The organism is Pandoraea pnomenusa (assembly GCF_040391475.1).
Classification (GTDB): domain Bacteria; phylum Pseudomonadota; class Gammaproteobacteria; order Burkholderiales; family Burkholderiaceae; genus Pandoraea; species Pandoraea pnomenusa_C.
Genome location: NZ_JBEBXS010000007.1, coordinates 80,803 through 92,471 on the forward strand (window position 1 = coordinate 80,803; position 11,669 = coordinate 92,471).

Genomic DNA, 11,669 nt, shown 5'->3' on the forward strand with positions numbered 1-11,669 from the left:
CCCGCGTGCCGGCATTCGCACCAAATGCGCACGGCACGATCCGGCGATTGTGAAAGAATGGCGACCATCATGAGCGATCGTCCCCTGCCCTCGCAGCCGCTTGCCACGTCCGCCGCCGGTCATCCGGGCGGCACCTGGCCCGCCTCGCCGCATGCCCGCCAGCTGTCGGGCGTGCGCGTGCTCGTCGTCGACGACAATCAGGAAGACCGCATGCTGCTGATGGACTTCCTCAGTCAGCAGGGTTGCCGCGTGTATATCGCGCAGGACGGTCGCGACGGCTACACGAAAGCCCGCACCGTGCAGCCCGACCTGATCCTCATGGATATCCGCATGCCGGTCTGCGACGGCCTCGGCGCCTGCCGCCTGCTCAAGGCCGACCCCGGCACGCGCCACATTCCGCTGATTTTCCTGACCGCCGCCGCCCTGCCGGGCGAGCGCGTGGCCGGGCTGTCGGCCGGTGCGGTCGATTACGTCACCAAGCCGTACGACTTCGAGGAAGTGCGCCTGCGCCTGTCGATCCATCTGAAGTCCACGGCACCGGCCGGTTCCCCGGGTGCCGTACCGGGAGCCGCATCGACGAACGACGGCAACAAGCTCGCGCCGCTGCCCGTACAGGCGCATACGCTCGACGCCGTGCTCTTTCGCGCCACCCGCGCATTGCTGCTCGATCGGCTCGACGTCACCCCCGAACTTGCCGGGCTGGCCAGCGCGGTCGGCACCAACACGCGGCGTCTGAACCTGGCGTTTCGCCGGTGTGTCGGCGTGACGGTGTTCGACTTCCTGCGCGAAGAGCGCATGAAGGAAGCACGGCGCCTGCTCTCCGAAACATCGCTCGACGTTCAGGACATCGCCAGCGCCGTGGGGTTCGCCAGCGCGGCGAACTTCGCCACGGCGTTCCGCGAGCGGTTCGGCATGCCGCCGAGCGGCTTTCGCGAACTCGGCGCACAAACGCTGCAGACGCCCCCCGACACGATGGCGGTCCCCGACTCGCCGGGGCCATCCGCGCAGTCATGAGCGCTGCGCCAAACCATCTACGGGCCGACGCGGTACGCAGGACAACCGTTGTCCTGCTCGCGCTGATCGTCTTGCTCGCGGTGTCGATGCTGATCGTCGTCAGTGCGGCATTCGCCTCGACACCCGCGCCGGTGCCCCCGGGTGCACCGGCCACCGCCGTGGCCGCGCCCCCCGCCTTCGTCGACATCTCGCACGCGGCCTCGCCGCTCAAGCTCGACCGGCAATTGCGCATTCTGGAAGATCCGTCGGCCAGCCTGAGCCCCTCGCAGGTGCTGGCTGCGCCAGACTGGCGTAACGTCGCGCCCCGCATGCTCAATCCGGGCTACAGCCGCTCGGCCTTCTGGCTGATGGGCGACATCGGCAATCTCGGCAAGGAACCCATCACCCGCTGGTTGAGTATCGGCATCGTGCGGCTCGAAGACGTGCGCTTCTACGCCATGCCTCACGGCACCACCCAGCCCACCGTCTCCTGGCTCGCCGGTCACACCGTGCCGCTCGCCCGTCACCCGGTCACCTCCGAAACCACGGTCTTTCCCATCACGCTCGCGCCGGGCGAGCGCATGACGTACCTCGTGCGCGTCGAGTCGCGCTCGTCGGTCAGCATCGTGCCGGAGCTTTGGAGCCCGGACGACTTCCGCACCGCCGAGTCGCGCAACGCCATGGTGGCCATGCTGCTCGCCGGCTCCATGTTGTCCATCGCGCTGTATGCCCTCGTGCTCGGCGTCGCACGCCGCGACACGGTGTTCATCCTGCTGGCCCTCATCACGCTCACGCAGGTGGCGCAGGACATGGCGTTCCAGGGTTTCCTGTACCGCTATCTGATGCCGCAAGGCGGCGAGTTCATCGTGCGCGCGCCCAGCTTCTTCTCGACGCTCACGGCCGGCTTCTTCAGCGCCATGCTGATGATCTTCGCGGGGCTGCGACGCGTACCGCTATGGCGCTGGACCTATCGCGTCATGATCGCCGTCATGGCTTGCATGACGCTCTGGGTTGCCTTCGGCGATCACCGCGCGGCGGCCCTGACGCACCTGCGCCTGCTCACCGCGTTCAACGTGATCTGGGTGGTATCGCTGATCGACGGCTGGCGTCGCGGCTGCCCCAATGCCGGGTTGTCGCTGCTCTCGTTCTCGCCGGGCTGCGGCGTGCTGTTCTGGCGCCTGGCGATCATCTATGGCCTGCTGCCCGAAGACTGGCTCGCGAATACGGCAATGGCGTGGAGCACCAACTTTTCGGTGCTGCTCATGCTCACGATCATCGTTGCCGGGCGTTCGCGCGAACTCGTGCGTGAGCAACGTGCCGCGCAGCATGAGGTGTTGCAGACACGCCGCGAAGAGCAGGCGCGACTCGCCAATGCGGTCGACACCCGTACGCGAGAACTGCAAGCGGCGCTCATCGCAGCCGACGAAGCCAACAGCGCGAAGAGCGACTTCCTGGCGCGCATCAGCCACGATCTGCGCACCCCGCTCACGTCGATCATCGGCTTTGCCGATCTGGTGCAGGCCGGCGGTCGCGAAGACGCCGACCGGGGCCGCATCATTCGCCGCAGCGCCCATCACATGCTCGCGATGGTCAACGACCTGATCGAGTACGCGGGCGGCGGCGCGGCCGACGCACTGCACGTCGCGCCCGTCTACACGCATGCGTTCATCGACGCCATGACCCACGAGGGCATGAGCCTCGCGCGCAAGCACGACAACGCGTTCCTGCTCGAGGTGCGTACGCCGTTGCCGCCGCTGCTCGAATTCGATGCCAAGCGCGTGCGTCAGGTGCTGGGGAACCTGCTGGACAACGCGGCGAAGTACACGACCCACGGCACGATCACGTTGTCGCTGCTGAGCACGCCCGACAAGACCCGAACCGACGTCGTGCACGTTCGATTCGGTGTGGAAGACTCCGGTTGCGGCATCGCAAACGACGACCTGTCGCGCGTATTCGAGCCCTTCGCGCGGCTCGACCGGGCGCGACGCGTGCCGGGCGTGGGCCTCGGGCTGGCCATCGTCAAGCAGTGGGTCGAACGCATGAACGGCACGATCACCATCGACAGCGCGCCTGATGTCGGCACGCGCGTGGCGTTCACGTTGCCGCTGCGCGTGGCGCGCGAAGCGGATCTCGTACCGCACTCGTTCACGGGCATGGCCCATGCGTTGCCGTCGCTCGACGGCAGCGGGTACCACATCTGGCTGGCGGAAGACTCGCCGGAAATCCGCCAATTCCTGCATGACGAACTGGCGAGCCTCGGTTTCACGGTGCGCACGTTCCCCGACGGCGTGGCGCTGATCTCCACGCTGGGCAGCCTGAAGGAGGCACCACCCGATCTCGTGGTGACCGATCACATGATGCCGAACGCCGACGGTCTGGCCGTTGCCCGCGCCACGCGCCGACGCTGGCCCGACGTACCGGTACTGGCCGTCTCCGCGTCGCCGCAGGTCGTGGAAGGCACGGGCTACGACGCATGCCTGCTCAAGCCCATCGAACTGGCGGATCTGCGCAATACGCTCGTGCGCCTGCTCGATCTGCATCGCGACGACGCGCCCACGAGCGCCGCCCCTCCGAGCGCCGACGCCGATCAGCCGCTCGTGCTGCCGTCGCGCGAACGCCTGGTCCAGGCACGGCAGTTGATCGCGATGGGGGCCATCACCGACCTGATGGACTGGGCGCGCGATCTGAGTCAGCACGCGCCGCAGTTCGACGTATTTGCACGGCATGTCCACCAGCTCGCGCAACGCGGCGATCTGGCCGGATTGGCGGCGTTGTGCGACACCCCCTCCGCCTGAATCGTCTCTCAGGCACCTCTCCTCCTGGCGCAAACGTCAAAAAGTCCGACCAACGGTCCGAATAGCGTTGATGTCGTCGATGTCGTCGAAGGCATCGGCGCGGGCGCGGGGCGACTCGGTCGGATTGCCATGTCGTTGCGACGTCGTTGTTACGGGTCGGCGTTCCGGCGATGTTTCGTTTTCGTAACGTTTCGCGACGTTCCCGCGCGAGTCACATAACGCGGCACCTTACAAATCAAGCAGTTAAACGTCTCGAGAAGTCTGGCATGGGATTTGCTGAATGTCTGGCAACGGCCCGTCGAGGCCGGAGGGCCGAACTTCTGGAGACTGTCATGGCAACCGCCCACTTTCGCCGACCGCATCCGACCGTGGAACTCGCGCGCTGCGTGTTCCGGCAGCATTACATCCGCATCATGCAGGCCGAAAACCCCGGCAACTATGCCGTGCTGGTCGACATTTGGCCCATGGATGGCCGGACATTCACGAGTATCGATCAGGCCAAACAAGCCGCCATGCTGTTCATCCGGGATCTGGAAAGCCATTGAGTCCACGTAAGTGAACCCGCGCCGGCGGCCCTGGCGCGGTCAACGAGACGAGACCCTCATGAAACATCACCACACACGCCACCGCGCCGCCGAGCGCCATGCCCTGTCCGCCATCCCTCGCCCGGCAGCACACGCGCCGGTCGTGCTCGAGCCGGCGGCCGATCCTTATGCCCGGGTAGCCGTTGAAGCCTACGCGCAAGCGTGCGCTCACGAACAACCCTGGCTCGCCGAAGCCCTGCAACGGCAATACCAGTTGGCCGGGGGCACGCCATCGAGTGCGGCGGCCCTGTGGCGCGCATTTCACGAGGCGCAACAACTCGCGCGCCAGGGCGACGCCTATGACGAGTCGGCCTGGACCCACGTGGCGCTTCACCTGTGCGGCGTACTCGGCGCCATGAACCTGTAGTTGCAAATTTCCGCCAGTCCTTAGGCATAAACGTTGCGCCCGGATGACGAAAACGCGGCACAGGGGGCATTTCTGGCATACTTCGTGCAAAGTAAACTTGAAGTCTGCCCGTCACCCCAATGAGTCAGTCCGCCGCGCCGTCGCGGAAGTCCAACCGGCCTCTGTTTGCCAAGATTTTCTGCGCTTTAATCCTGTTGTTTCCCGCTGCTGCGCTCGTGATTCCGCGCGGCGGGAATACTGTTATGTTCCTGACCGTCGCGTTGGGAGCCATCATTCTGTTCACGGAGCGTCAACGGGGTGAGATTTGTGCGCTCGTCAGAAACGACATTCGCGCGCGCGTGTTCATCCTGTCGCTTTGCCTGCCTTTTTTCGCCATCCTGATCGTCGAGTTACTTCACGGCAAGATCGTGGCGAACACGCTCGACTCGCCCCTGCGCTTCGTGCTGGCGATCGTCGTGTTTCTCGGAATGCGAAAAGTCGTCCCGTGGATTCCGGAACGGGTCGACCTGACATTTAGCGCGGGGGCCATCTGTGCCGCCCTGATGGCGTTGTACTCGACCACGGATCTGCTCGCGGCCAGAGCCGAAAGCTCGTTTCTCAACCCGATCCACTTTGGCGATATCGCGCTGCTACTCGGGATTTTGTCCGTGGTATCGATCCACTGGTTCTCGCACGACAACCGGTGGGTGGTCGCCTTCAAGATCCTGGGCGCCATCGCCGGTTGCTACGCTTCGTGGGCGAGTCAGTCGCGCGGTGGCTGGATTGCACTGCCCTGTCTGCTGGTGGTTTGGGCCGTTTGGCGCAGCCATCCGGTCAGTCCTGCGAAGCGGGGCATCATCACCGTCGTCGCCGTGCTCCTTCTGGCAAGTGCCTTTTCTTCACAGATGGTTCGAAGTCGCTTTGTCCAGATTCAGACAGATATCTCCAGTCTTGCGGTCGGCAAGTCCGACACGTCGACGGGCATCCGTTTCGAACTGTGGAAAGCGGCGACCAAGCTCATCGCCGATCACCCGTTGCTCGGGCTGGGCGCTCACGGTTACCGGAACGCCATGCCCGAGATGGCGAAATCGGGAGAGCTGACGCCGACAGCGGCCGACCTCGGCAAAGGTGAAGTTCACAACCAGATCCTCGCCTTTGTCGTCGACTACGGCGTACTCGGCCTGATCAGTATTCTGGCGATTTACATCGGGCCGGCGTACTTCTTCATTCGCGCCGCACGCATACGTCACGCCCGCCCTGAACATCGCGCCGCCCTCATGGGCCTGATGACCGCCGTCGCGTTCGCCGTCTACGGCCTCACGGTCGAGACGTTCAATCTGAAGGTCACGGTCGCGTTCTACGCAACGATGCTGGCGGTGTTAGCGGCCTTCGCATATCCTGACGGCGATTCCGGTCATGACACGCCGGCCACCCTGAAGTAACGCGGTCCCCTCTTCATGCTAAGCATCCTGATCCCGACCTGGAACAACCTGCCGTTCCTCAAGCTGTGCATCGATAGCGTGCGCCGCCATTCCGGCGAAGCGCACGAGATCCTGGTTCACGTGAACGACGGCAGCGACGGCACGCTGGAATGGGTACGGGAGCAGGGATTGCGCCACACGCATAGCGTCGGCAACGTCGGCGTCTGCCTGGCGCTCAACCAGCTCGCGCCGCTCGCTTCGCACGATCAGTTGCTGTTCCTCAACGACGACATGTTCGTCACGCCCGGCTGGGATACGGCGCTCATCGATGCGGCTCGCGCGCTCGACACGCCGGTCTATTACCTCTCGTCGGTGATGATCGAACCGAACGCCGGTGTCAGCAAACAGGTCGTGTCGCAGGATTTCGGCACCACGCCGCAGACGTTCGACGAGAACGCCCTGCTGGCGTTCGCCGCCTCACTGGGACGTAGCGATGTGAATGGCGTGCCGACACAGCCCACGTTGGTCAGCCGCGCCCTGTGGCACCTCGTGGGCGGCTACAGCATCGAATTCGGGCCAGGCATGAGCAGCGACGACGACTTCCTGATGAAGTTGTGGCTCGTGGGCTGCCGCACGTTCCGTATCGTCGGCAAGAGCGTCGTATATCACTTCGGTTGCCGCTCGACGGGCCGTGTCGTGAAGAATCGCGGCAGCCGCGAGTTCCTGATGAAGTGGGGCATGACGCAGGCAGAGTTCAAGCGCGACTATCTCGATCTGGCGGGCACGCCGGCCGGCGCCAATCTGCCTAACGTTCCCCTGCCCAGCGGCAAGAGCCGCATCAAGCGCGCCTTGCACGGCAGCAAGCCGTATCCGCTGGAAGATCTGGCGCGTTGGGACACCAACGTGCCGCGCCACCTGAAGCTGGACTGACGCGCATCGCGCACCTCTGCGCCGGCTGACACCCGTCAGCCGCGCGACCTCCCCGACACACAGCGATCAACGAGACTCAATGTCTCGGATGACGAATGCGTGCCCAGGCGTGTTCCAGCCGTTGCACGGCGCGACTGTCCGGGTGGCGCGTCCACCACACCCCCAGCTCCCACACCATACCGGCCAGCACCGCGATCACGACCAGCGCCGCGATCGTGTACCAGATTTCACCGAAAGAGGTTGCCATGATGCCTCCGAGAATGCGCCCCAAAAAGGCTTCACGGACGGTCCGAGGCCGTCCGTGATTGCATTCTAGGCGACGCAGCCCGGCTTGCCCGCCGGGTCTGCCCTAAGCCGCCGGTCGGCCCCCGTATCGATCCATACGTCGGGGGCAGGCGTGGATCAGAGCTGCCCCATCACCAGTTGCACGGCGAGGCTGCTCACCGACACCGCAGCCCACACCCCGAGTCCCAGCAGGATCGGACGCACGCCCGTCGACGCCATGCGACGCAGGTTCGACGACAGGCCGATGGCGGTGAGTGCCACGATGATCAGGAACTCGGCGGCGTCGTGAATCCACGGTTGCAGCGGCGCCGGAACGAAACCTGCCGTGCGCACCGCCGACGCGATCAGGAAGCCGAGAATGAACCACGGGAAGATGCGAGCGAGGCTGAAGTTACCGGCCCCCGAGCGTTTGGCGCGGTACGCCACGATCGCGGCCAGCGTCAGGCAGATCGGGATGATGAGGGTGGCACGCGTGAGCTTCACGATGGTCGCGTAGTCGCCCGCGGCCTTGCTGTAGCTGTAACCGGCGGCCACCACCGACGACGTATCGTTGATCGCCGTGCCCGCCCACATGCCGAAGCCCAGATCGGACAAGTGCAGCATGTGACCGAGCATCGGGAACAGCAGCACGGCGGCAATGTTGAACAGGAAAATCGTCGAGATGGCGAACGCCGTCTCGTGGTCGTCGGGCTTCACGATCGGCGTGACGGCCGCAATCGCCGAACCGCCGCAGATCGCGGTTCCCACGCCGATGAGCAACTTGAGTTTGTCGCCGACACCGAGCAGGCGTCCCAGCCCCCATGCCGACAGACCGGCGGCGGTGATCGTCACAGCCGTGACGGCGAGCGACTCGAGCCCCGTGTGAGCGACCTGCGAGAGGCTCAGGCCGAAGCCGAGCGCAATGATCGACCACTGGAGCACGTACTTCGAGGCGAACTTGATGCCCGCTTCGTAGCGCGCGCCGGGGGCAAACAGATTACGAACGAGAATGCCGAGCAGAATGCCGAACACCGGACCACCGACGAGCGGGAGTTGGCGACCCAGCAGCAACGCAACAAAAGCGATGACCGTCGACAGGATCAGCCCGGCCCACGGATTCTGTTGATCCGGCACCAGCGTATCGGGACGGCTGACAGTGGCGGCGCGGTCGGTGTGGGTTTTTGTTGTCATCGCAGACACTCCTTTGGAATGACTGCAAGTCTAAAAACTTCGATTAAATAATAAAAATCGTTATATTGAATACGAAACATCCAAAAATCCGATGTTTCTCGGCAATGCCGGTAACCTCATGAATTGTCGTGACTTTTCCGGCAACGGGCGGTCGATGGGCACCACAAGGACGTGGCCTCGCCCGTTACACTGTTCCCAGCCACCCCAGCCGCACCCACCGAAAAGCGCCATCCAGAACCGCTACACCGGAGACCCCTGTTCATGTCGCAAACCGCCCCCGACCGCCGGGCCCAGTGGTATTTCGATTTCGCCTCGCCGTTCGCGTACCTGCAATTCGAGCGTTTCGGCGGATTGCCCGATTCACTCGCCATCGATCTCAAGCCGATCGTGCTCGGCGCAATCCTCGCGCATCTGCAAACGCAGGGACCGGCGGAAACGCCCCACAAGCGTCTGTTCACCTATCGGATGGCCCAGTTCCGGGCCGAGCAGGACGGCATTGCGTTCCGGATGCCGCCCGTCCATCCGTTCCATCCGATCCGCGTGCTGCGTCTGGCCGTAGCGTTGGGCGCCACACATGACGTCGTGCAGACGATCTTCCGTTTCATCTGGGCAGAGGGGCGCGACGTCACCGACGTGCAAGGCTGGCAGGATCTGAGCGAGCGTCTGGGGTTATCGGCCGACGACGCCATTGCGCGCGCCGACGCGCCGGAAGTGAAGGTCGCCCTGCGCGAGAACACCGATGGCGCCATTGCCGCGGGCGTATTCGGCGTGCCGACGTTTGCGTTCGAAGGGGAATTGTTCTGGGGAGACGATGCGACGGCGCTGTTCCGTCACTGCCTCTCGCACCCGGAGTGGCTGCGCTCGCCGGAAGTCGAACGCCTGCAACACGTAACGATCGGCGTGCGCCGCGAGCGCTGACCCCTAACCCCATAGCCCACTACCCCCCAAACCCGCCGACCGGCGGAATCCGTGGGTTCGTTGATGGGCGGCTGCAATGCTCACTTCGCAGCGCCGAGTAGCAGCGACAGCGGAACGGCCTCGGCCATGGCGGCATATCCCGCGTCGCTCGGGTGCGTGCCGTCGCCGCTATCGAGACGCGGCAGCATACGCGTGGGCTGCGCCGGATCGCGCAACGCGGCGTCGAAATCGATCACCCCGTCGAACGCGCCACTGCTGCGCACCCATTGATTGACGGCCTCACGTACGGCCTCGCGCTCGGGCGGCAATTTCCCCGGCGGGATGGTCGTGCCGATAATCCGCACGTTACGCGAGCACGCCGCCGCGATCAGCGACTGATAGCCGGCGATCATCTCGGGCGCTGTCACGATCACGTGCGGTACATCGCAATCCAGTCCGCCATGCGGTGGCACATATCCGAAGTTGATGTCGTTGATGCCGATCTGCACGACGACGGTCCGTACGCCCGGCTGCTCCAGCGCGTCGCGCCGGAAACGGGCAACCAGGCGCTCGCCGTAGCAGGCCGAATCGTGCAGCAGACGATTTCCGCTGATGCCGAGATTGAGCACGGCAACGTCGCGGCGTCCCGCACTTTCCAGACGCTTCGCCAGTCCGTCCGGCCAACGACGGTTCGCGTTGAGCGTACTGCGCATGCCGTCCGTGATCGAATCGCCGATGGCGACGATGGCGTGCGCAGGTGCGTCCGGCACCACGCTGAGTCCCGACAGCCACAACGTGTTCGTAAATCGCGTGGGGAAGGCCGATGCCTGCGGCGCATCCACGAAATCGCCCGCCCCGCTGAGGAACGCGGTCTGTTGCGCGATCTTGTGCCAGGTCGTCGGTGTCTTCGCTTCACGCGTGAAGAGCGTCACCGCCAGCGGCGTACCCGCGCGCACGGCGAACGGCAACGGATCGCTGTCGAGCGACGCGCCCGGCGCGATCTTCGCCGCCGGCTGACCGCCGAAGGTCAGCGCGCGCAACGTGGTGGCGTCGACCGCCGCGCCGCGCAATGGCACAGAGGACACCGCGAGGCTCGCACGATCGATCACCAGCGGCTGTGTGCCGTAGGCATTCGAGAAGCGCACCTTCACGTCGTTGCCGGAGAGCGTCGGATAGACGATCTGACGCACGGTGCGTCCGCCCACCGCCGGTGCGCGGTTGAACGACGGCGCGGCGGGATGCTGCGCCACGGCCTGCGGCGCCGTGGCCCATGTGCCGACGCGGGCGTGCTGCGCAAACGCGGGCGACACCATTCCCGCGACGCACACCGCCATCGCGGCGAGCAGCGTCAGAACACTTGAGACAACACGTGGCGCGCGAGGCATTCGGAGCGAATCGTCAGCGGAAGAAGACCGGTGGATCGGAAATGTCGGGGACATCAGGACAACGAGAACAATTCAGGCCATTCGGGTCATTCGGGTCATTCTCGGCACCGACGGGACCGGCGGCCATGGTCGCCCGGTGAAAGCCGTCATTGTGCCTCATTGTGATCACGCGAACCGGCAGGCGTTCCCCGCCGGTGCATCGATGCGGCATGCGGTTTGGCGCAATGATACGGCGGCGACGCCCCCGGGCGCATCGCGTGCCCGAACGTCAGCGTGTGGAGATCACGATGGCGACGCGTCGGTTCTGTGCGCGCCCGGCGGGCGTACTGTTGTCCCCGACCGGATTGCGCTTGCCGGCGCCGATCGTCTGAATGCCTGCGCGTTGCAACCCGGCGTCGACCAGCACGCTGGCCACGGCGTCGGCGCGGCGTGCGGAGAGTTGTTCGTTGTAGGTGTCGCTGCCCACGGCGTCCGTGTAGCCATAGACACGCACGGAATCCAGGCCGACACGCGCGAGCGTGGCACCAATACGCATGACGGTCTGACGAGCGGCATCACGTAGCACGAACTTGTCGGTATCGAACAGCACCGTATCGGACAGGCCGAATTCCCAGCCGTCGTCGGTCTGTACGAAGCCCTCGGCCTTGAGGGCGGCGATCTGCTCGGCGGTCAGGCCGTGAACGGGTGTGGTCTGGCAGCCTGCCAGCGCGCCGATGCCCAGCAGGCAGGCGAGGCACATCAGGCGACGCACGAAGGTCGTCAGGCCAGACGTGAATGTGGAAACGAACGCGCGTTTGCGCGCCGGTGCGTGACGTGAGAGACGGGCACGCGAGTCGTGTGTGTCAACAGCGAAGTCCAAAGTG

General features: G+C 65.1%; 11 protein-coding genes. 7 read left to right on the plus strand and 4 right to left on the minus strand.

What is annotated here, in order from left to right; genetic code table 11:
* Positions 1 to 210 precede the first annotated feature (210 nt).
* The 6 genes from ABWO90_RS09755 (at position 211) to ABWO90_RS09780 (ending at position 7,069) form a co-directional block, all read left to right on the plus strand.
* Entirely contained in the window at positions 211 to 1,014 is an 804-nt protein-coding gene (locus tag ABWO90_RS09755; RefSeq protein ID WP_502922592.1) for a response regulator transcription factor, read from the plus strand.
* Positions 1,011 to 3,788: a hybrid sensor histidine kinase/response regulator gene (locus tag ABWO90_RS09760; protein ID WP_353191021.1), complete on the plus strand. Its 2,778-nt coding sequence runs from the start codon at positions 1,011 to 1,013 to the stop codon at positions 3,786 to 3,788. The genes ABWO90_RS09755 and ABWO90_RS09760 overlap by 4 nt, the downstream gene beginning before the upstream one ends.
* A 332-nt stretch (positions 3,789 to 4,120) precedes the next feature.
* The gene (locus ABWO90_RS09765; RefSeq protein WP_353191022.1) at positions 4,121 to 4,333 is read left to right on the plus strand and encodes a hypothetical protein; all 213 of its coding nucleotides are present in this window, start codon (positions 4,121 to 4,123) and stop codon (positions 4,331 to 4,333) included.
* 58 nt (positions 4,334 to 4,391) lie between these two features.
* Positions 4,392 to 4,739: a hypothetical protein gene (locus ABWO90_RS09770; RefSeq protein ID WP_353191023.1), complete on the plus strand. Its 348-nt coding sequence runs from the start codon at positions 4,392 to 4,394 to the stop codon at positions 4,737 to 4,739.
* A 119-nt stretch (positions 4,740 to 4,858) separates the two neighbouring features.
* Entirely contained in the window at positions 4,859 to 6,160 is a 1,302-nt protein-coding gene (locus tag ABWO90_RS09775) for an O-antigen ligase family protein (RefSeq protein ID WP_353191024.1), read from the plus strand.
* 15 nt (positions 6,161 to 6,175) lie between these two features.
* The gene (locus tag ABWO90_RS09780; RefSeq protein WP_353191025.1) at positions 6,176 to 7,069 is read left to right on the plus strand and encodes a glycosyltransferase family 2 protein; all 894 of its coding nucleotides are present in this window, start codon (positions 6,176 to 6,178) and stop codon (positions 7,067 to 7,069) included.
* 76 nt (positions 7,070 to 7,145) lie between these two features.
* Here ABWO90_RS09780 and ABWO90_RS09785 read toward each other — a convergent pair whose 3' ends face one another.
* Both ABWO90_RS09785 and ABWO90_RS09790 read right to left on the minus strand, forming a co-directional pair.
* A complete protein-coding gene (locus ABWO90_RS09785; RefSeq protein ID WP_353191026.1) occupies positions 7,146 to 7,316 on the minus strand; it encodes a hypothetical protein in 171 nt (56 codons plus the stop codon).
* A 155-nt stretch (positions 7,317 to 7,471) separates the two neighbouring features.
* On the minus strand, positions 7,472 to 8,524 hold the full coding sequence (locus ABWO90_RS09790) for a YeiH family protein (protein ID WP_353191027.1): 1,053 nt from the start codon (positions 8,522 to 8,524) through the stop codon (positions 7,472 to 7,474).
* 261 nt (positions 8,525 to 8,785) lie between these two features.
* Here ABWO90_RS09790 and ABWO90_RS09795 point away from each other — a divergent pair, with 261 nt between their 5' ends.
* Positions 8,786 to 9,442, plus strand: coding sequence for a 2-hydroxychromene-2-carboxylate isomerase (locus tag ABWO90_RS09795; protein WP_353191028.1), 657 nt, complete (start codon positions 8,786 to 8,788; stop codon positions 9,440 to 9,442).
* 80 nt (positions 9,443 to 9,522) lie between these two features.
* Here ABWO90_RS09795 and ABWO90_RS09800 read toward each other — a convergent pair whose 3' ends face one another.
* Both ABWO90_RS09800 and yfiB read right to left on the minus strand, forming a co-directional pair.
* Positions 9,523 to 10,806: an SGNH/GDSL hydrolase family protein gene (locus ABWO90_RS09800; RefSeq protein ID WP_353191029.1), complete on the minus strand. Its 1,284-nt coding sequence runs from the start codon at positions 10,804 to 10,806 to the stop codon at positions 9,523 to 9,525.
* 268 nt (positions 10,807 to 11,074) lie between these two features.
* Positions 11,075 to 11,665 (minus strand): outer membrane lipoprotein YfiB, encoded by a 591-nt coding sequence (yfiB, locus tag ABWO90_RS09805; RefSeq protein ID WP_353191030.1) that lies wholly within the window; start codon positions 11,663 to 11,665, stop codon positions 11,075 to 11,077.
* Between the last annotated feature and the right edge of the window lie 4 nt (positions 11,666 to 11,669).

Excerpts from the sequence above, each read along its gene's own strand:
- ABWO90_RS09755 (WP_502922592.1), top strand. The coding sequence starts at position 211 with ATGCTGCTGATGGACTTCCTCAGTCAGCAGGGTTGCCGCGTGTATATC.
- ABWO90_RS09760 (WP_353191021.1), top strand. The coding sequence starts at position 1,011 with ATGAGCGCTGCGCCAAACCATCTACGGGCCGACGCGGTACGCAGGACA.
- ABWO90_RS09765 (WP_353191022.1), top strand. The coding sequence starts at position 4,121 with ATGGCAACCGCCCACTTTCGCCGACCGCATCCGACCGTGGAACTCGCG.
- ABWO90_RS09770 (WP_353191023.1), top strand. The coding sequence starts at position 4,392 with ATGAAACATCACCACACACGCCACCGCGCCGCCGAGCGCCATGCCCTG.
- ABWO90_RS09775 (WP_353191024.1), top strand. The coding sequence starts at position 4,859 with ATGAGTCAGTCCGCCGCGCCGTCGCGGAAGTCCAACCGGCCTCTGTTT.
- ABWO90_RS09780 (WP_353191025.1), top strand. The coding sequence starts at position 6,176 with ATGCTAAGCATCCTGATCCCGACCTGGAACAACCTGCCGTTCCTCAAG.
- ABWO90_RS09785 (WP_353191026.1), bottom strand. The coding sequence starts at position 7,316 with ATGGCAACCTCTTTCGGTGAAATCTGGTACACGATCGCGGCGCTGGTC.
- ABWO90_RS09790 (WP_353191027.1), bottom strand. The coding sequence starts at position 8,524 with ATGACAACAAAAACCCACACCGACCGCGCCGCCACTGTCAGCCGTCCC.
- ABWO90_RS09795 (WP_353191028.1), top strand. The coding sequence starts at position 8,786 with ATGTCGCAAACCGCCCCCGACCGCCGGGCCCAGTGGTATTTCGATTTC.
- ABWO90_RS09800 (WP_353191029.1), bottom strand. The coding sequence starts at position 10,806 with ATGCCTCGCGCGCCACGTGTTGTCTCAAGTGTTCTGACGCTGCTCGCC.